Origin of the sequence: Arthrobacter sp. B1805, from assembly GCF_002929745.1 — a bacterium.
Lineage (GTDB): Bacteria > Actinomycetota > Actinomycetes > Actinomycetales > Micrococcaceae > Arthrobacter_D.
Map to the genome: position 1 here is coordinate 269,738 of NZ_PJIQ01000003.1, position 17,794 is coordinate 287,531.

A 17,794-nucleotide genomic window follows, 5' to 3' on the forward strand; every position below is an offset into this window, starting at 1 on the left:
GATACTGGTGGCGTGAAGAAAACTGGCCCTGAAGCGAAACTCCTGGTCGTCGATGACGAACCGAACATCCGCGAGCTGCTGTCCACCTCGCTGCGATTCGCCGGTTTCGACGTCGTCGCCGCGGCGAACGGCCGTGATGCCCTCGCCGCCGCTGAGACGCACAACCCCGACCTCGCGGTGCTCGACGTCATGCTGCCCGACATGGACGGCTTCACCGTCACGCGCCGGCTGCGGGCGGCCGGCCGGCACTTTCCCGTTGTCTTCCTGACCGCTCGTGACGACACCGACGACAAGGTGACCGGACTGACGGTCGGCGGCGACGACTACGTCACCAAGCCGTTCAGCCTGGACGAGGTGGTCGCGCGCATCCGAGCGGTCCTGCGCCGCACGCATCCCCTGGAGGACGACGACGCCGTGATCCGCGTCGACGACCTCGAACTCGACGACGACGCGCACGAGGTCCGGCGCGGTGGCGAAGTCATCGACCTCTCGCCCACCGAGTTCAAGCTGCTGCGCTATCTGATGATGAACCCGAACCGCGTACTGTCCAAGGCCCAGATCCTCGACCACGTGTGGGAGTACGACTTCAACGGAGACGCCTCCATCGTGGAGTCCTACATCTCCTACCTCCGTCGCAAGATCGACAGGAACCCCAACGCGGTGGCCCTGATCCAGACCAAGCGCGGCGTGGGGTACCTGCTCCGGACTGCCGACAAGCGGTAGAGCGTCTCCTGTGCTCAAACGCTGGAACGCGGCGTCCCTCAGATCGCAACTCGTCGCGATCATCATGCTCCTGATGGTCGTGACGGTGGGCATCACAGGACTCGCGACGGTGTCGCTGCTCCGCGACGGTCTCGTGGACCGCATCGACGCCGATCTCAGGAACAACGCGGAGAAGGTCGCTGGCGACGTCTACTCCGCGGAACAGGAGACGGACGGCGCCGTCCTGAGGTACTACGCGGCCCTGCTCGATCCCGACGGTTCCATCGTCGTGGCGAACCAATCCGATGATGCGGTGGACGTTCCCGACCTCGATGGCGTCACCCAGAAGCGCATCATCGAACTCAACGGAGACGGTTTCGATGTCGCCAGCACCGATTCGGACAGCCAGGGCTGGCGGGTGCGCATCTTCCGCCTGGCGAACACCGAGGGCTATCTCGCCATCGCCTCCCGCCTGAACACGGTGAACGAGTCGCTGCAGGAAGCAACGGAGATCATCTTCACCTCCGGGCTTGTGACCACCGCACTGGCTTCGCTCATCGCCTTCGTCACCGTGACGCGTCAGTTCGCCCCGCTCGCGCGCGTGGAGCGGACCGCAGCCGCCATCGCCGCCGGTGATCTTTCACGGCGGGTAGCCGTCGAGCGTCCGGCCACCGAGATCGGGCGGCTGTCGAGATCGCTGAACGCGATGCTCGCGCATATCGAACGCGCGTTTGCCGCGCGCACCGCCTCGGAGACGAAGATGCGGCGATTCGTGGCCGATGCCTCGCACGAGCTCCGGACTCCGCTCGTCACCATCCGCGGCTACTCCGAGCTGTATCGGCATGGGGCACTCCAAAAGGAGGAGGACGTCGCGGCCGCTATGGGCAGGATCGAGAGCGAGGCGATCCGCATGGGCCAACTTGTGGAGGACCTGCTCACCCTCGCCAGGATCGACGAACAGCGCCCTCCTGAAGTGAAGCCCGTGGATCTCATGGTGCTCGGGCACGATGCAGCCTTCGATGCGAGCGCAACCGCCCCGGACCGGTCCATCACCGTGATCGGCCTGGACGGCGGGAAGCCCCGGTCCGCCCCCACGAAGGGGGACGAGGCCCGCCTCCGGCAGGTCGTCGCCAACCTCATGACCAACGCACTGCGCTACACACCCGAGGGCTCGCCGATCGAGATCGCGGTAGGCGTTGCACCGGTCCTTCACGGCCACAGCGACTCCGTCCTCGAGGTCCGCGACCACGGCCCCGGGATCTCGGAGGACGACGCCGCAAAGGTCTTCGAGCGTTTCTACCGTGCGGACACGTCACGTCATCGGGAGACGGGCGGAACAGGGCTCGGGCTCGCGATCGTCGCCGCGCTCGTAGCGCAGCACGACGGCACGGTCCGCCTGGAGGAGACCGAAGGCGGCGGAGCCACCCTGTCGATCCGGCTACCGCACGTTCCGTTCACCGAGTCGGGGGACGACGCCCACGCCGACGGGAACGGTGACGCGGACGCCGCGGTCCAGCGGAATGCCGGACAAGAGCGCATGCGGACCCCCGCGCAGCAGCGCCCACTCGTCACCATCACTCCTCCACAGGCGCCCCCTGCAGGACCGGTTGTCCACAAAAGCTGCGACGACCGCTGATCCTGATGCACCGCGCCCTAGCGTCGACTCCGTCAAGGAAGCGCGAGCACACGGGAGCAGAGCATGGCATTCTTCAACGTAGACACCGACAGCCTGGCGGCCAAGAGCAGCCAGGTGCAGGGCACCATCGCGAGACTCCAGTCGGAGGTCAACTCGATGCAGGCCGGCCTACGCGAACTCGAGGGTTTGTGGACGGGCCAAGCGGCCACCAATTTCCAGCAACTCATCCTGCAATGGCGGGCTACTCAGCAGCAGGTGGAGGAATCCCTCACCGGCATCAACCAGGCCCTCACTGTCGCGACCCAGCAGTACGCGGATGCTGAGCAGAGCAACGCGCGCATGTTCATGAGTTGATCCCGGAGCACTGACCAGCAGAGCACGAAAAGGGCGGCACCCCCGACCGGGAGTACCGCCCTTCTCGTGCGTGTGCGCAGGTGGCGCAGCAAGCGGTATGGGGACTAGAAGCCGCCCATGCCGCCCATGCCACCCATGTCGTCGCCGCCACCGGCGGGAGCAGCCTTCTCGGGCTTGTCCGCAACGACGGCTTCCGTGGTGAGGAACAGGCCTGCGATCGACGCGGCGTTCTGCAGGGCCGAACGGGTGACCTTCACGGGGTCGTTGACTCCGGCGGCCAGCAGGTCCTCGTACTCCCCGGTAGCGGCGTTCAGGCCGTGACCGGCGGGCAGCCCGCGCACCTTGTCGACGACGACGCCGGGCTCGAGGCCTGCGTTGAAGGCAATCTGCTTCAGCGGGGCGTCGATGGCGACGCGGACGATGTTCGCGCCCGTGGCCTCGTCACCCGAGAGCTCGAGGTTGGCGAATGCCTTGGCACCGGCCTGGATGAGGGCAACGCCACCACCGGCGACGATGCCTTCCTCGACGGCTGCCTTCGCGTTGCGGACGGCGTCCTCGATGCGGTGCTTGCGCTCCTTGAGTTCGACCTCCGTAGCGGCACCGGCCTTGATGACTGCAACGCCGCCGGCCAGCTTGGCCAGGCGTTCCTGCAGCTTCTCGCGGTCGTAGTCCGAGTCCGAGTTCTCGATCTCGGCGCGGATCTGGGCAACGCGTCCGGCGATGGCGTCGGCGTCGCCGGCTCCCTCGACGATCGTGGTCTCGTCCTTGGTCACGACGACCTTGCGGGCGGTACCGAGCAGGTCGAGGGTGGCGGTCTCGAGCTTGAGGCCGACTTCCTCGGCGATGACCTGACCACCGGTGAGGATCGCGATGTCCGCGAGCTGCGCCTTGCGGCGGTCGCCGAAGCCCGGAGCCTTGACGGCGACGGACTTGAAGGTGCCGCGGATCTTGTTGACCACGAGGGTGGCCAGGGCTTCGCCTTCGATGTCTTCGGCGATGATCAGCAGCGGCTTGCCGGACTGCATGACCTTCTCGAGGACTGCTACGAGGTCCTTGACGTTGCTGATCTTCGAGTTGACGATCAGGATGTAGGGATCTTCGAGGACCGTCTCCTGGCGCTCCGCGTCGGTGACGAAGTAGCCGGAGATGTAGCCCTTGTCGAAGCGCATACCCTCGGTGAGCTCGAGCTCGAGGCCGAAGGTGTTCGACTCCTCGACGGTGATGACGCCTTCCTTGCCGACCTTGTCGAGGGCCTCGGCGATCAGGTCACCGATCTGCTTGTCCCCGGCGGAGATGGAAGCCGTGGCCGCGATCTGCTCCTTGGTCTCGATCTCCTTGGCGGAGGCGAGCAGCTCGTCGATGACGGCCTTGACGGCCTTCTCGATGCCGCGCTTCAGGCTCAGCGGGTCAGCGCCGGCCGCGACGTTGCGCAGGCCTTCCTTGACGAGGGCCTGGGCGAGAACGGTTGCGGTGGTGGTTCCGTCGCCTGCGACGTCGTCCGTCTTCTTGGCAACTTCCTTGACGAGTTCCGCGCCGATCCTCTCGAACGGATCGTCGAGTTCGATCTCCTTGGCGATGGAGACGCCGTCGTTCGTGATGGTGGGGGCACCCCACTTCTTCTCGAGCACGACATTGCGACCACGGGGGCCGAGGGTTACTTTGACGGCGTCAGCGAGGATGTTCAGGCCTCGCTCGAGGCCGCGGCGGGCCTCTTCATCAAAAGAAATGATCTTGGCCATAACGGCGTAGGTCCTTTCGGGGACGGTTGCATTTCAGCACATCAATGCTTGCCTGCGTGTGGTGCCCGCGACGGCTGGGCCTCGCCGGAACGATCTCTTTCACGTTCCGGCTCCGCCCCCACCACAGAGGTTTGCCTGCTTCACCCATTACGCCCAGCCTTAGCAGTCTGCGCGCGTGAGTGCTAAGTCAATAATTAGCACTCTCACCCCATGAGTGCAACCCGCCGAACCGGTGGTACGCGCTGCTGGGGGATGGGGAGGACCGGCTGGGCGGGACGCCGTGGCGCGGATGCCTGCGAGGGCATAGGTTGGGCGAACCACAAGCAACGGGAGGCACAGTGTCCACGCCAGCAACCGGTCCTATCAGCGAGGGATCCGACGAGCATCGCCAGGGGAACGAGGTCGCGGACGGCGGGGCAGGCGGTGCCTCATCCGCGCCCCGGCCTCCTGGAACGCAGGGTATCCCCGAATCCCAGGCCGGCGGCCCGGGGATCATCTCCGAGCCTCCGTACTCGCCTCAGGATGGGCACCCCTCTGCGCCGCAGGCAGCCGCGCCGAATCCGTACGCGGCCGGCCCCTCTTCCCAGGGACAGTACAGCCAGCCCGGGTTCGGTCAGACTCCGCCGCCACAGGGACAGTACGGCCAGGCACCCTACGCCCAGGCCCCGTACGGACAGGGCGCGTTTCAGCAGGGCGGGTACAACCAGGGGCCCTTCGGCCAGCCCTACGCGCCGCAGAAATCCCGCGTGATCGCCGGGATCCTCGGCATCCTGCTGGGATCGCTCGGGATCCACCGGTTCTACCTCGGGTACACCACGATCGGGATCGTGCAGATCCTCATGTCCACGGTCGGCGCGATCTTCACGTTCGGTCTGAGCGCCATCGCGGCCGGGATCTGGGGACTCGTCGAGGGCATCATGATCCTGGTCGGCTCGGAGCAGTTCCGCAGGGACGCCCAGGGCATCCCACTCAAGGACTGACGCCGGAACGGGTGGGGGCGGTTCGCTCCCACTCGCCGCGGGTCACACCGAACACGACGGCGTCGTACACCTCCCCGCGAACCTCCCGCGCGTCCCGGAAACGTGCCTCCTCCCGCCACCCCGCCTTCTCCCCGACCCTGCACATGGCGGCATTGCCCGACCAGGTCGCGAAGTCGAGCCGGCGGATGCCCGTCGAGGAGAAGAGGTGAGCCGCCCACAGGGTGAGTGCCTCGAGCCCAACTCCACGTCCACGGAGCCCTGGATCGAAGACCGTGATCCCGACCCGGCGCCAGTCGGAGACCTCGCACTCGTAGTACCAGGACACGACGCCGATCAGGGAGTCCGTGCCACGGTCGGCGACGACGGCCCTGCGCGGTGGGGCAGCGGTGCGCGGCTGATTCAGCAGCACACCGAGCGAGCGCACGAGGTTGTCCGCTTCGGCGTCGTCGGGCACGGGGAAGTAGGGCCCGTCCCAGTCATGCCACTCGTGGTGGGGGCGCAGCCACTCGCGGTAGATTGGCAGGTCCCCCGCTCGCCAGTCCCTGATCCGGACCAGCCGTCCCTCGAGCTGCAGCGGAACGATTACTGGAATCCGGGTCCGAGGACGACGAGGATGCCGGAAGCGACGGAAGGGCTGTCCACGAGGCTCGCGATACCGAGATCGGCTGCTACCGCCTCGGCGCTGGCGCGCTGTGCTTCACCGCTGTAGAGGACCACCGAAGCATCGACGGGGGTACCGGCCCAGTTGCCGGGGAAAGCGGAGTTCCACCCGGCGGCGGCGAGTCGACCGGCCACCGAGGACGCCAGGCCCGGAGCGCCCGTGCCATTGAGGACGCTCACCGCTTGGGTCCGGTCGGGAACTCCGGCCTGCTCGTCGATGGCGGACGGAGTTGCGGCGGCGCCGACCTGTTCCGTCGGATCCGTGCTCACCGTCACGTCCGGGGTGACTGCGGGTGACGGCGTGCTCGACGCCGCTGGTGCAGCGGCCGAAGGTGCGCTTCCGGAGGCGGAAGCAGTGGGAGAAGAAGTGGCAGTGGCAGTGGCAGTGGCAGTGGCAGCCGGTGCCGGATCACTCGTGGTGGAGGTTGCAGATGCACCTTCGGTAGCACCGGCGAGGCCCAGCCGGGGAAGGATGAAGTAGGCGCCCAACCCGATGAGGAGTGCGAGGATCCCCACCGTGATCTTGAGTCCCAGACCGCTCGATCCTGCCGGAATGAGCCGTTCCCGGTGCACACCCTGGCGCGCGGAAGACTCCGGGATCCTGTCGAACTCGTCCCGCGGGTGGTCAGTCATGATTCAGGGTTGTCCTTCGGTGTGTCGGGTGCCTCGGGCGACGCTAGATGTCCGCACCCAGACGGCGTGCCGAGCGTTCCCTCTGGCGGGTGGACCTCAGTCGCCTCAGCCGCTTGACGAGCATGGGATCGTGCGCGAGCGCCGCCTCGGTGTCGATGAGCGCGTTGAGGAGTTGGTAGTAGTGGGTGGCGGACATGTTGAACAGGTCACGGATGGCCTGCTCCTTCGCGCCGGAATACTTCCACCACTCGCGTTCGAGCGCGAGCATGCGCTGCTCCCGGTCCCCGAGGGTCGGCTTCGCGTCCTGACCGGGGGGCGTGTCATCGATACGTCGCAGTGGCTCGGCCATGTCCGCTTCCGCCTTCCGTCGACTCGGCACAACTCAGACCATGGTAGTTCCGAATTACACGCCTGTCATTTACGCGGCACCTCAGAGCGGCACAGGCGAGAATGGGACCATGATCCACGACGACGGCGCGCTCTTCGACCTGACGGATCTCCCCCGGGGCACGCAGCGGACGCCGAGCGTGCGCGATCCGCGACCACCGGCCTCTCCGCTGCCCGCGCCGAACGCTTCGTTCCCGTTCGCCGCTCCGGCGAGGGTGGAGGACCTGCTGCCCGCTGATTGGGCCGCTGCACTGAAACCCGTCGAGCCGGTCCTCCATGGGCTGGCAGGGGCCCTCACGGACGAGCTCTCCAGCGGCCGGCGGGTCCTGCCGGACGCGCAGCACATCCTCCGCGCCTTCACCTCGCCGCTCGATCGGGTGCGGGTCGTCATCGTGGGGCAGGATCCCTACCCGACCGTCGGGCACGCCGTCGGGCTGAGCTTCGCCGTCGACCCCTCCACGCGACCCATCCCGCGTAGCCTCGTGAACATCTTCCGCGAGCTGTCCGCCGACACGGGGGCGGCGGTACCCGCGTCGGGTGACCTGTCGGGTTGGGCTGAGCAGGGAGTGCTCCTCCTCAACCGTGTCCTCACCGTGCGCGCCGGCGAGATCGCCTCGCACCGGGGCCTCGGGTGGGAACTCGTGACGGACGCAGCCATTCGGGCCCTCGTCACACGCGGAGGTCCGCTCGTCGCCGTCCTGTGGGGCAAGGACGCCCTCCGCCTCAAGCCTCTGCTCGGCCGGACACCCACGGTCGAGTCCGCGCATCCCAGCCCTCTGTCGGCCTCCCGTGGGTTCTTCGGCTCTCGGCCGTTCACCCGCGTGAACGGCCTGCTCGAACAGCAGGGCGCCGAGCCGATCGACTGGTCGCGAACAACTGCCCTCCGGGCCGCCTGAGCGCTCCGTCCCTCGGCGGCGCCGAGGGACGGTCTCCAGTACGACGCCTGCCCCCGGCTCTCGAGGGGACGGCCCCTCCAGGATCCGGAGGTCGGCAGGGCAGCCTATCGCCGCCGGTTGCGCTGCCTCTCGTTGGAGCTGAGCTTCCGCGTGAAGGGCCGCGCGAGGTTGTCGCCCAGCACGACGCCTGCGGCGATCGCCAGCACGACGGTCAGCGCATTGAAGAGCCCCAGCGCTCCGCCGGATCCGACGTCGGGCTCGATCGTGAGCGCGTACATGGAGCGGAAGATGGTGAGCCCGGGATACAGGAAGAGGACAGCGGGCACCGCGACGACGAGTTGTGGAGCCCCGAGCCGGAGGGCGACGATGCGGGCCAACGCGCCGATCAGGATCGCGGCCAGCGCCGGCGCGAGCCGGTACCCGACGCCGGCCGTCATGGCGCTGACCAGCAGGAGGTAGCCGGCCACTGCGACGAGCGACGTCGGGATCACGAGCTTCACGTCGGTCTGCTCCGCGATGCAGATCATGGCCACGGCGATGAAGATCAGCACGGCGACAACGGGCCAGGGGTACTGGGAGCCGGCTGACTGGAGGACCTCGAGCTCAGGGATTCCGAGTGCTGCCCCGACGACCAGCGCGACGGCGATCCCTGCCACGAGGGCCGCGAACACAAGGATCGCAGAAAGGAACCTGCCGGCTGCGGTGACGGGGAATCCGTTGATCGCGTCCTGGGTGGCGGACACGAGCCGGCCGGTCGGCAGCAGCAGGAGGATGCCGCCCACCACCACGAGCGCCGGTTCGATCGGAACCCGGAGCCACCAGAACAGCATTGCCACAAGGGTGATGAGCGCGGAGGACGTCGCCACGGAGAAGAACTCGGGAACCCTCCACTCGCCGAGTTTCCGGCTCACGAGGTCCACCAGGATGCAGCTGACGAACCCGACGAGGGATCCGAGCGGCGTGCCTCCGATGAAGGCGACGATCGCGGCGGAGAAAATTCCGAAGGCCGCCGTCACCATCCACCGCGGGAAGGGCTTCGGTCGGTGGGTGATCTCGTCGAGCCGGTGTGCAGCCTCCGTGCGGGAGACGCCGCCGTCAGCGATGTCGGACACGAGGCGGTGGATGGCAGTGAGCCCTGCGTAGTTGTTGGTCCATGACCGCACCACGCGCAGCACCGTGGTCGGCGTCTGGTCCTTGGCCGAGTAGTTCAGCACGACGGACTGGTTGGTGATGTCGACCTCGATGTCGTCCAGACCGAAAGCCGCTGTGACGGCGATGATGCTGGTCTCCACCTCCAACGCGCCCGCCCCGTACCGGAACATGGTCTCCGCCAGGTTGAGCGCGAAGTCCAGTGCTTTCCGAGCGCTGGCATCGGGGCCGCCGACCTGGATCATCGGATTGGCATAGGGGCTTCCGGCCAGGCGCTCGACGATGCTCATCGCCTGCGTGGGCGGGGCTTCGCCCTGCACGAGGCGGCGGAGCATGGAGCGGGCAGCAGCGTTGGAGCGCCCCGCTGAGGGTACGCGCTCGGGAGTGGTCGGCAGGGCGTCCGTGGGACGAACCGCTTGCTGGCGCTGGCGACCGGCGCGCGCCGGCCTCGGCTGGGTTGCCGATTTCCTGCCCGGTTTCGTGGCGGATCGGTCGCCACCGCCATCTCCGGCCCGCTTGCCCGCAGCCAGTTTCTTCTTCTCGTCAGCAGTAGGGTCGAAGGGGCGCTGGATCACCGGAAGCGCCTCCGCCACCGGCGAAGGATTGGTGGAAGGCGATGGGCCGTCCCCGGGGGTGGAACCGTCTTTCACAGCCGCCTTTCATGCTCCATCACCGCGGCGGACCGCGGGCTTCTCCTCAGTAGAACGGTTGGTGCGTCCGGCGCCAGTGCACCTGACGCGCTACGCGTTCGGCGATCGTGGTCCACACACGATACTTCCAGCCGCTGACGACCACGTCGTAGCAACCCGCGAAGTCGGTGACGGTCTTGGTGAAGCTCGTCTTGAACAGCCCGAGGCCGTGGTGCGGGTGGCTCGTGTCCTTGAGCTGATCGCTCGGCGGCGTGCCACAGAAGTCGTACTCGACGATGCCGAACTCGTCCTTCAGGTCGGTGATGGCGCGCCACTGCACGAGGTGGGAATCCCCGTACTGCTTGCGTCCGGGACGCGAACCACCGTCCTTGTACGTACCCTTCGAGCCGTAGTTGATGACGAAGGCCCCCACCGAGGGTTCCCCGTCCTCGTGCACGAAGTAGAAGCGCCCCTGGCCGGCATCGACGAAGTTCTGCCAGAAGCGGCTGTAGTACTCGAACGAGCGCATCCGCGCGGCGGATCGGTCCTCGATGTGCCCCATGAGGGAGTACATCGCACGGAACGTCTCTTCGCTGGGTTCCATGCGCTGCACCTCGACGCCCTCGCGGAGCGCGCGCCGCACGGCGTTCCGGCCGCGGGAGTGCAGGTTGCGCAGCAGTTGGTTCGCCTCCGGTGTGGTGTCCAGGATGGCGGTGCTGTCGTTGGGCTGCAGGTTGAAGGTCTTCACGAGTCCCGCGGCGGTGAAGGCGTCACGGAGCTCGGGGGTGTCGATCAGGTCCGGCTCCACCTTGATGGCGAAGACGTTGTGCCCCTCCCTGCGCGCGAGGTCGGCGACGGCCCGGGCGGCACCCGGGACGTGCGCGGCATCGGTCACCGCCGGCCCCTTGATGAGGTACCACAGCGCCCCGATCACGGGCAGCTTCTTTTCCAAGATGAGATTGTGGCTGGTGTAGCCGGGACCGTCGAGCACCACGAACCGGGGCCGCCATCCGTGGTGCGACTTCACCTCGGCGAAGGCGGCGGACTGGAGCATGTTTCCACCACCCGGGTTCGCCGTGACGAGCGCATCCCAGTTCTGCTGCTCAATTCCGGTGGCGAAACGAGCGCTGAAATCGACCAAGATTCCTCATTCACTGGTGGGCGGCAACCGAAGGACGCGGTCAAGTCTAGCGGTTGGACGATCCCTCACCCGGCACCATGACGCAAAGGTTGCCCCGGTGAACGGAGCGCCCTGTACTCGTCCGATCAGGGTGGTTAGCATCAGGATCATGGACTTCAGATACCTCGGAAACAGCGGCTTCAAGATCTCGGAGATCACCTACGGCAACTGGCTGACGCACGGCTCCCAGGTGGAGAACGACGTCGCCACCCAGTGCGTGCGCGCGGCGCTCGACGTCGGGATCACCACGTTCGACACAGCGGATGTGTACGCGAACACCGCGGCAGAGACCGTCCTCGGTGAGGCACTGAAGGGCGAGCGCCGACAGTCGCTCGAGATCTTCACCAAGGTCTGGGGGGCCACTGGCCCCAAGGGCCACAACGACGTCGGGCTCTCGCGCAAGCACATCATGGAGTCGATCGACGGCTCCCTGCAGCGCCTTCAGACCGATTACGTCGACCTGTACCAGGCCCACCGGTACGACTACGAGACTCCGCTCGAGGAGACGATGCAGGCCTTCGCGGACATCGTGCGCCAGGGGAAGGCCCTGTACATCGGAGTCAGCGAATGGACCGCTCAGCAGATCCGCGACGGCCACGCCCTCTCGAAGGAGCTCGGTTTCCAGCTGATCTCCAACCAACCTCAGTACTCGATGCTGTGGCGGGTCATCGAAGGTGAGGTCGTGCCCACCTCGGAAGAGCTCGGACTGTCGCAGATCGTCTGGTCCCCCGTCGCACAGGGCGTGCTGACCGGCAAGTACAAGCCTGGCCAGCAGCCCGAGCAGGGGACGCGCGCCTCGGACGACAAGGGCGGTGCGGACATGATCAAGCGCTGGATGGGCGACGAGGTCCTCACCGGCGTCCAGAAGCTCGCCCCCATCGCGGACGGAGTGGGCCTCACGCTGGCGCAGCTGGCGATCGCCTGGGTGCTGCAGAACAAGAACGTCGCCTCGGCGATCATCGGGGCCTCGCGGCCCGAGCAGGTGGAGTCGAACGCCGTCGCAGCCGGCGTGAAGCTCGAGGACGACGTCCTGAAGGCGATCGACGACGCGATCGGTGACCTTGCCGAGACCGACGTAGCAAAGACCGTCTCCCCCGAAACGCGCCCGGTCTGATGGCGTCCCCGACGACATCGCTGAACGTCGCCGTCACCGGTTCGAGCGGCAAGCTGGGGCGCAGCGTCGTCCGCGGCCTGCGGGAGGCTGGTCATACCGTCCTCGAACTCGACCAGTACGGCGAGCGCAGCCCGGGATTCCTGCGGATCGATCTCCGCGACTACGGGCAGGTGGTCGATGCCCTGCTCGGGGTGGACGACCGGCATGCCGGGTTCGACGCCGTCGTGCACCTCGGTGCCATCCCCGCCCCTGGGCTGCAGGCGGACGTCGCGACCTTCCACAACAACATGACGGCCACGTACAACGTCTTCCAGGCCTGCCGCCGGGCAGGGATCAAACGCATCGTCTACGCGTCGAGCGAGACCGTCCTCGGGCTGCCGTTCGACACGCCTCCCCCGTACATCCCTGTCGACGAGGACTACCCGGCCCGGCCCGAGAGCACGTATTCACTGGTCAAGCACCTCGAGGAACAGCTGGCCATCGAGCTCGCGCGCTGGGATCCGGAGCTGAGCATCACGGCGCTCCGGTTCTCGAACGTGATGGACCCGGAGGATTACGCGGAGTTCCCCTCCTTCGACGCCGACGCCACGGCCCGGAAGTGGAACCTGTGGGGGTACATCGATGGTCGTGACGGCGCCCAGGCGGTGCAGAAGGCTCTGGAGAACGCTGCTCCCGGCTTCGACCGTTTCATCATCGCCGCAGCGGACACCGTCATGGGCCGGACGAGTGCGGACCTGGCGGCCGAGGTGTTCCCCGGCGTCGACGTCACGCGGGAGATCGGTGAGCACGAGACCCTCCTCTCGATCGATAAGGCCCGGCGCCTCCTGGGCTACGAGCCCCGGCACACCTGGCGCGATCACGCCTAGCGGAGCCGATGCGGTCCGGGCGGAGGCCGAACTGTCGCCCAGACCGATTCATCAGTAGGCTGATGATCGAAGGATGCACAGCACCGACGAAAGGCAGAGAAGATGACCGAGAACCTTCCCGATGAGGAACTGACCATCGTGGGCGAGGAGCCCGACGTGCCGAACGACTCGTTGGCGCCAGAGGCCTTCGACCCGGTCCTCGAGGGCCAGCCGGACTCCTACGAGGGCGCGGCCGAGGAGAATCCGGACCGCTGGCAGGAGGACCCCCTCCTGCAGGACGAGCCGGGCGTCGAGGAGACCGGCGACGACGAGAACGGCGTCTCCGAGGTCGGCGAGGAGGGCTACCTCAGCGATCAGACCCTTCGCCAGGAGACCGCCGAGGCCCGCTTCGAGCACGGCGAAGAGCAGTATCCGCCCGAGGAGCCCATGCTCGGCGAGGCTGCTGCGGACGTCGATTTCGGCATGATGGAGGACGACGACGTCGATGCGAGCGACGATCCCGCCAACCGCGGCGGCTCCCCGCTGAGCGCGATGGACGAGCAGGACATCAAGTAGCGGCGTAGCGCGCGCACCGGAGGAGCCCCGAGCAGTGCTCGGGGCTTCGCTGCGTCCGGGCCCGCCCCATGACGGTGGCAGCGCGTCCACCCCGTTGTCCCGAGTCCGTTGTCCCGAGTCCGTTGTCCCGAGTCCGCCGCCCCGAGTCCGCCGCCCCGAGTCCGCCGCCCCGAGTCCGCCGTCCCCAGTCCGCTGTCGGTCCGCCGCGCGCACGTCATGACGAGCGGTGGTCGCCCCGCATCGTCCCCGCCGGGCGGTGGCCGCGCACAGCGGCGGTCGCGGCCGGAGGGCCGTCGATCGCACAATGCGCCGGATGCACGGACTGAGCACGCGCCGCGCCCACCGGAAGTGTCGGCGTGCGGATGGTGAGCGCAGCCAGGAGTCCCCCGAGCACGAGTACGACGGCCCCGATGACGCACGCCGTGTCGAAACCCGCCTCGAACTGCACTGCGTCGCTGTAGGCGTCACCGCTGAGCCCCACAGCGGCCGGTAGAACCGCGATGGCGATCAGGCCTGCAGCACGCGCGACGGCGTTGTTCACCCCGGACGCCAGGCCCGCCTGGTGCTCGGGCACCGAGGACAGTGCGGTCGAGGTCAGGGGCGCCACGAGCAGGGACAGCCCCAGCCCGAGGACGACCACCGCGGGCAGCACATCGAGCAGGTAGGACGCCGCCGGGCCGATCCGCAGCATGAGGACCAGCGCCAGGGCGCACACCAACGGTCCGGCAGTCATCGGGATCCTCGGGCCGATTCGAGCACTCAGAGCACCCGCACGCGGCGAGAGGGCGAGCATGAGTGCGGTGATCGGAAGCATCGCGACTCCCGAGGCCACCGGACTGAAGCCCCCCACGACCTGCAGGTGGACGACCAGGAGGAAGAAGATGCCGCCGAACACCGCATAGATGAGGAAGGTGACCGCGTTCGCCGCGCTGAACTGCCGGTTGCCGAAGATCCGCAGTGGCAGCATGGGGTGCCCGGTGCGCCACTCGACGAGGAGGAAGGCCATGGCCGCCGTGATTCCGAGGATGCCGCAGGCGAGTACTGCGGGGGAGCCGACTCCACGGGCCGGAGCCTCGATCAGCGCATACGTGGTGCCGCCTAGCGCCAGGGCGCCCAGCACCGCTCCCCCGACGTCGAGCCTGCCGGTCGCCTCGGCATCGTGCGTCTCCGGCACGTGCCGCGCGGCGATCCAGACGACGACGGCGGCGATGGGTACGTTGATGAGGAAGATCCAGCGCCAGGAGACGCTCTCCACGATCCAGCCACCGAGGAACGGACCGATGGCCGTCGCGACGCCGCCCAGTCCAGACCAGGCACCGATGGCACGGGCGCGGTCCTCGCCGGAGAAGGTGGCCTGGATGATGGCGAGGCTGCCCGGAGTCAGGAGGGCGCCGCCCACGCCCTGAAGAGCGCGCGCGGCGATGAGCAGTCCGGCGTCGGGAGCGAGCCCGCAGAGCAGGGATGCGACCGCGAACCAGATCACGCCCAGGACGAAGATGCGTCGCCTGCCGTAGCGGTCCCCCAGGGATCCGCCCAGCAGGATGAAGGACGCGAGTGTCAGCGTGTAGCCGGTGACCATCCACTGAAGGGCTGCGAAGTCGGCGTCGAGGTCCGCGCCCATGGTCGGCAGTGCGATGTTGACGACGGTCGCGTCGATGCCCGCGAGGCCCGAACCCAGGACGGTGGCCAGCAGGACCCATCGCGCCGGTGCGGTCTTCATCCGGATTCCGCCCATAGCCGCGCTCCCCTACCCTTCGTCGCCCCGCCATGCCGCGGAGCCATGGTCAGTGTGGCACTCCACCGCCCCCGGGACCACCACCCCGCCGCTCCGTAGTGAGCTCCGTGACGAGGGCCACTTCCGGAATACCACTCGGGAATGCCCTGTTACCGCCCTCAGGACTCCGATTCGGAAAGCAGGACCCATGAAATTGTTCTCCCCCCTGACACTCGGCACGATCGAGATCCCCAACCGCGTGGTGATGGCACCCCTCACGCGCGTCCGCTCGGGTGACGCCGGCATCCCCGGTGACATCGTCATCGAGCACTACCGCCAGCGAGCATCCCTCGGTCTGATCGTCAGCGAGGGCACCTACCCGAGCCACGCCGGTCAAGGTTTCCCCGGCCAGCCCGGCCTCGTCGGGGACGACCAGCTCGCAGGCTGGAAGCGGGTCACGGACGCCGTCCATGCCGACGGCGGGCGCATCGTCGCGCAGGTCATGCACGCGGGGCGCGTGACGCATCCGGATACGAACGGCGGCTACGAGGTCGTGGCCCCCAGCGCCATCGCCATCACCGGCACCACGCGGACCAGCACGGGCAAGCAGCCCTACCCGGTACCGCATGCGCTGACCACCCAGGAGCTTCCTGGAATCATCGACGAGTTCGTCACGGCGTCGCGCAAGGCGATCGACGTCGCCGGATTCGACGGCGTCGAACTGCACGGTGCCAACGGCTACCTGCTGCACGAGTTCCTCTCGCCCGAATCGAACCAGCGCGATGACGCCTACGGCGGAACCCCCGAGAAGCGAGCCCGGTTCGTCATCGAGCTCGTGACCGCTGTCGCTGCCGAGGTCGGCGCGGAGAAGGTGGGCCTGCGCATCTCGCCCGCCCACAACATCCAGGACGCCCTCGAGACAGAGGCTGCAGACGTCCACGCGACCTACGGCGCGCTCGTCGACGCTCTCGCACCACTGAACCTCGCCTACCTGAGCATCCTGCACGCCGATCCGACGGGCGAGCTCGTCCAGGACCTCCGGACCCGGTTCGGCGGACCGTTCCTCATCAACAGCGGCTTCGGTGTCATCACGAACCGCGAGGAGGCCATCGCCATCCTCGAGGACGGCGTGGGGGATGCAGTCGTCGTCGGGCGCCCGGCCATCGCCAACCCCGACCTCGCCCGGCGCTGGCGCGAGAACCTGCCGGAGAACGAACCGAACCCGGCTACGTTCTACTCCACCGGGCCCGAGGGCTACATCGACTACCCGTTCTACGACGGCTCGGTCAGCAGCAACTGAGGCAGAGGCCGACCGAACGGCCCGGCGGACGGGTCGGTCGGCCCAGCTAATCAGGCGCCCGCATCAGTCGATGGGGGCGTCTTCCTGTTCCTGCACCCGATTCCCGCGCCTGCGTGAGACCCAGTCCGCGATCCGCGGGTAGCGGGCCACGGACCAACCGATCAGGAGCGCGGCTCCGAGATGGGCGTGGAGCATCAGCATGGCCTCCGGCGAGTGCCCCCCGCTGGGAACTGTCCCGCCGACAGGCACCTGCTCCGTATGATGGCCGGAACTGCCCGTCAAGGAGGACGACGCTCCGCCCAGCCCACCGAAGATCCAGTGCAGCGCCTGCTGGGTCACGCCGAGGAGCAGCATCATCCCCCACAGTGGAAGGTGCGCCTGCGCCGCGATGGCCGACCCCAGGACGGCGAGCGCGGCCAGTCCGAGCAGGATGGGCATGCTCGGCAGCGATCCTCCGCCTGCCACATGCGCCACCACCCCCAGCCCGAGTGAAGCCAGACCGACCAGAACCGCGCGCGCGGTCAACCGGGATCGGTGGTTCGGCAGCCGGTTCGACTCGCGGCCGGCCAGCGCGCTCGTGGAGGTCTCCATACCTTGATCCTAGGCATGCCGGCGACCCTCCGTCACGGGAAAGGTTGCGGAGGTTACGCTCCCGGGCTACGGTCCGTAGACTGACAGTAAGGGAGCTTACTTTCCCTGCAACCGAGAGGACGAGCGCATGTCAGACAACCCCGGTGACGACGACCGCACCCACAACGAAGCACCCGCCGAAGGGGATACCGACGCGAACCCGGAGGACATCAGGGTCCACACCGAGGACCCCGCCGAGGGCGCGGACTCCGAGGACCAGTACAGCGACGGCACCTGACGTCTGTCCCCACCCGGCAGCAGCCGGAGAACGACGGTCACCTGCAACGAACGCCAGAAGCGCCGGACCCGACGGGCCGGCGCTTCTGTAGTCCTGGTTCGCTTCCGTAATCCTGGTCCCTTCTGCATTCCTTGTTCAGAGGCGGCCGCTTCGGTCCGGGCGAGTCAGCGCGTTCCTTCGACGACCTCGCCGAACGGGACCTCCTGGGACAGTTCGGCCTGCCGGTCCAGCGCATGGCTGCTGACCAGGATGCCGTACTTACCCTCGGCCATCGACTGCTTCATCACCATCAGCACCGTCTCGGCGAAGCCTTCGTCCTGGGCCTCGAGGAAGCTGATGTACCGGGGCGGAAAATTCTCGGGAACTGTGAGCATGACCCCACGCTACCCGCCGCCGCCTACGACCGCCGATCCTTTTTCATGACCTCCGATC

The 17,794-nt window shown here is 67.7% G+C and carries 19 protein-coding genes; 10 read left to right on the forward strand and 9 right to left on the reverse strand.

Annotated features, from left to right (window positions below; genetic code table 11):
• Positions 1 to 12: 12 nt before the first annotated feature.
• The 3 genes from CXQ96_RS05375 (at position 13) to CXQ96_RS05385 (ending at position 2,692) form a co-directional block, all read left to right on the forward strand.
• On the forward strand, positions 13 to 723 hold the full coding sequence (locus tag CXQ96_RS05375; protein ID WP_104116999.1) for a response regulator transcription factor: 711 nt from the start codon (positions 13 to 15) through the stop codon (positions 721 to 723).
• A 10-nt stretch (positions 724 to 733) separates the two neighbouring features.
• Positions 734 to 2,338, forward strand: a complete 1,605-nt coding sequence (locus CXQ96_RS05380) for a HAMP domain-containing sensor histidine kinase (RefSeq protein ID WP_308662529.1) — start codon at positions 734 to 736, stop codon at positions 2,336 to 2,338.
• Positions 2,339 to 2,401: 63 nt separating this feature from the next.
• A complete protein-coding gene (locus tag CXQ96_RS05385) occupies positions 2,402 to 2,692 on the forward strand; it encodes a WXG100 family type VII secretion target (RefSeq protein WP_104117000.1) in 291 nt (96 codons plus the stop codon).
• A gap of 104 nt (positions 2,693 to 2,796) precedes the next feature.
• On the opposite strand, the gene groL is transcribed toward CXQ96_RS05385, so the two are convergent.
• Complete coding sequence (gene groL / locus CXQ96_RS05390; RefSeq protein WP_104117001.1) at positions 2,797 to 4,431, reverse strand: chaperonin GroEL; 1,635 nt, start codon at positions 4,429 to 4,431, stop codon at positions 2,797 to 2,799.
• A 338-nt stretch (positions 4,432 to 4,769) separates the two neighbouring features.
• Between groL and CXQ96_RS05395 the strand changes: the two genes are divergently transcribed.
• Positions 4,770 to 5,411 carry a TM2 domain-containing protein gene (locus tag CXQ96_RS05395; protein ID WP_181036369.1) on the forward strand — a complete coding sequence of 214 codons (642 nt, stop codon included), beginning with the start codon at positions 4,770 to 4,772 and terminating at the stop codon, positions 5,409 to 5,411.
• Here CXQ96_RS05395 and CXQ96_RS05400 read toward each other — a convergent pair.
• Genes CXQ96_RS05400 through CXQ96_RS05410 form a run of 3 tightly spaced genes read right to left on the reverse strand, consistent with a single transcriptional unit; the run spans position 5,401 to position 7,053 of the window.
• Entirely contained in the window at positions 5,401 to 6,003 is a 603-nt protein-coding gene (locus CXQ96_RS05400; RefSeq protein WP_308662542.1) for a GNAT family protein, read from the reverse strand. The genes CXQ96_RS05395 and CXQ96_RS05400 overlap by 11 nt on opposite strands.
• Positions 5,994 to 6,704, reverse strand: a complete 711-nt coding sequence (locus tag CXQ96_RS05405; protein WP_104117004.1) for a LytR C-terminal domain-containing protein — start codon at positions 6,702 to 6,704, stop codon at positions 5,994 to 5,996. The genes CXQ96_RS05400 and CXQ96_RS05405 overlap by 10 nt, the downstream gene beginning before the upstream one ends.
• Positions 6,705 to 6,747: 43 nt before the next feature.
• Positions 6,748 to 7,053, reverse strand: coding sequence for a DUF3263 domain-containing protein (locus tag CXQ96_RS05410; RefSeq protein ID WP_104117005.1), 306 nt, complete (start codon positions 7,051 to 7,053; stop codon positions 6,748 to 6,750).
• A gap of 109 nt (positions 7,054 to 7,162) precedes the next feature.
• Here CXQ96_RS05410 and CXQ96_RS05415 point away from each other — a divergent pair, with 109 nt between their 5' ends.
• Positions 7,163 to 7,987, forward strand: a complete 825-nt coding sequence (locus CXQ96_RS05415; protein WP_104117006.1) for a uracil-DNA glycosylase — start codon at positions 7,163 to 7,165, stop codon at positions 7,985 to 7,987.
• Positions 7,988 to 8,091: 104 nt separating this feature from the next.
• On the opposite strand, the gene CXQ96_RS05420 is transcribed toward CXQ96_RS05415, so the two are convergent.
• Both CXQ96_RS05420 and CXQ96_RS05425 read right to left on the reverse strand, forming a co-directional pair.
• Positions 8,092 to 9,786 carry a threonine/serine exporter family protein gene (locus CXQ96_RS05420; RefSeq protein ID WP_258058881.1) on the reverse strand — a complete coding sequence of 565 codons (1,695 nt, stop codon included), beginning with the start codon at positions 9,784 to 9,786 and terminating at the stop codon, positions 8,092 to 8,094.
• A gap of 46 nt (positions 9,787 to 9,832) precedes the next feature.
• On the reverse strand, positions 9,833 to 10,906 hold the full coding sequence (locus CXQ96_RS05425; protein WP_104117007.1) for a peptidoglycan bridge formation glycyltransferase FemA/FemB family protein: 1,074 nt from the start codon (positions 10,904 to 10,906) through the stop codon (positions 9,833 to 9,835).
• 148 nt (positions 10,907 to 11,054) lie between these two features.
• Between CXQ96_RS05425 and CXQ96_RS05430 the strand changes: the two genes are divergently transcribed.
• From CXQ96_RS05430 to CXQ96_RS05440, 3 genes are all read left to right on the forward strand, one after another.
• Positions 11,055 to 12,059, forward strand: coding sequence for an aldo/keto reductase family protein (locus CXQ96_RS05430; RefSeq protein ID WP_104117008.1), 1,005 nt, complete (start codon positions 11,055 to 11,057; stop codon positions 12,057 to 12,059).
• A gap of 20 nt (positions 12,060 to 12,079) precedes the next feature.
• A complete protein-coding gene (locus CXQ96_RS05435) occupies positions 12,080 to 12,925 on the forward strand; it encodes an NAD(P)-dependent oxidoreductase (protein ID WP_104117054.1) in 846 nt (281 codons plus the stop codon).
• A 102-nt stretch (positions 12,926 to 13,027) separates the two neighbouring features.
• The gene (locus tag CXQ96_RS05440; protein WP_104117009.1) at positions 13,028 to 13,480 is read left to right on the forward strand and encodes a hypothetical protein; all 453 of its coding nucleotides are present in this window, start codon (positions 13,028 to 13,030) and stop codon (positions 13,478 to 13,480) included.
• Positions 13,481 to 13,694: 214 nt separating this feature from the next.
• Here CXQ96_RS05440 and CXQ96_RS05445 read toward each other — a convergent pair whose 3' ends face one another.
• Entirely contained in the window at positions 13,695 to 15,200 is a 1,506-nt protein-coding gene (locus tag CXQ96_RS05445; protein ID WP_258058882.1) for an MFS transporter, read from the reverse strand.
• A gap of 202 nt (positions 15,201 to 15,402) precedes the next feature.
• On the opposite strand from CXQ96_RS05445, the gene CXQ96_RS05450 reads away from it, so the two are divergent.
• Positions 15,403 to 16,494 carry an alkene reductase gene (locus CXQ96_RS05450; protein ID WP_104117011.1) on the forward strand — a complete coding sequence of 364 codons (1,092 nt, stop codon included), beginning with the start codon at positions 15,403 to 15,405 and terminating at the stop codon, positions 16,492 to 16,494.
• 63 nt (positions 16,495 to 16,557) lie between these two features.
• Here CXQ96_RS05450 and CXQ96_RS05455 read toward each other — a convergent pair whose 3' ends face one another.
• Positions 16,558 to 17,085, reverse strand: coding sequence for a hypothetical protein (locus tag CXQ96_RS05455; RefSeq protein ID WP_104117012.1), 528 nt, complete (start codon positions 17,083 to 17,085; stop codon positions 16,558 to 16,560).
• Positions 17,086 to 17,212: 127 nt separating this feature from the next.
• Here CXQ96_RS05455 and CXQ96_RS18370 point away from each other — a divergent pair, with 127 nt between their 5' ends.
• Complete coding sequence (locus tag CXQ96_RS18370; RefSeq protein WP_181036370.1) at positions 17,213 to 17,362, forward strand: hypothetical protein; 150 nt, start codon at positions 17,213 to 17,215, stop codon at positions 17,360 to 17,362.
• A 164-nt stretch (positions 17,363 to 17,526) separates the two neighbouring features.
• Here the strand turns inward: CXQ96_RS18370 and CXQ96_RS05460 are convergent, their stop codons facing one another.
• Entirely contained in the window at positions 17,527 to 17,736 is a 210-nt protein-coding gene (locus tag CXQ96_RS05460) for a hypothetical protein (protein WP_087071516.1), read from the reverse strand.
• Between the last annotated feature and the right edge of the window lie 58 nt (positions 17,737 to 17,794).

Excerpts from the sequence above, each read along its gene's own strand:
- CXQ96_RS05385 (WP_104117000.1), top strand. The coding sequence starts at position 2,402 with ATGGCATTCTTCAACGTAGACACCGACAGCCTGGCGGCCAAGAGCAGC.
- groL (WP_104117001.1), bottom strand. The coding sequence starts at position 4,431 with ATGGCCAAGATCATTTCTTTTGATGAAGAGGCCCGCCGCGGCCTCGAG.
- CXQ96_RS05405 (WP_104117004.1), bottom strand. The coding sequence starts at position 6,704 with ATGACTGACCACCCGCGGGACGAGTTCGACAGGATCCCGGAGTCTTCC.
- CXQ96_RS05410 (WP_104117005.1), bottom strand. The coding sequence starts at position 7,053 with ATGGCCGAGCCACTGCGACGTATCGATGACACGCCCCCCGGTCAGGAC.
- CXQ96_RS05415 (WP_104117006.1), top strand. The coding sequence starts at position 7,163 with ATGATCCACGACGACGGCGCGCTCTTCGACCTGACGGATCTCCCCCGG.
- CXQ96_RS05430 (WP_104117008.1), top strand. The coding sequence starts at position 11,055 with ATGGACTTCAGATACCTCGGAAACAGCGGCTTCAAGATCTCGGAGATC.
- CXQ96_RS05440 (WP_104117009.1), top strand. The coding sequence starts at position 13,028 with ATGACCGAGAACCTTCCCGATGAGGAACTGACCATCGTGGGCGAGGAG.
- CXQ96_RS05445 (WP_258058882.1), bottom strand. The coding sequence starts at position 15,200 with ATGAAGACCGCACCGGCGCGATGGGTCCTGCTGGCCACCGTCCTGGGT.
- CXQ96_RS05450 (WP_104117011.1), top strand. The coding sequence starts at position 15,403 with ATGAAATTGTTCTCCCCCCTGACACTCGGCACGATCGAGATCCCCAAC.
- CXQ96_RS05455 (WP_104117012.1), bottom strand. The coding sequence starts at position 17,085 with ATGGAGACCTCCACGAGCGCGCTGGCCGGCCGCGAGTCGAACCGGCTG.
- CXQ96_RS18370 (WP_181036370.1), top strand. The coding sequence starts at position 17,213 with ATGTCAGACAACCCCGGTGACGACGACCGCACCCACAACGAAGCACCC.
- CXQ96_RS05460 (WP_087071516.1), bottom strand. The coding sequence starts at position 17,736 with ATGCTCACAGTTCCCGAGAATTTTCCGCCCCGGTACATCAGCTTCCTC.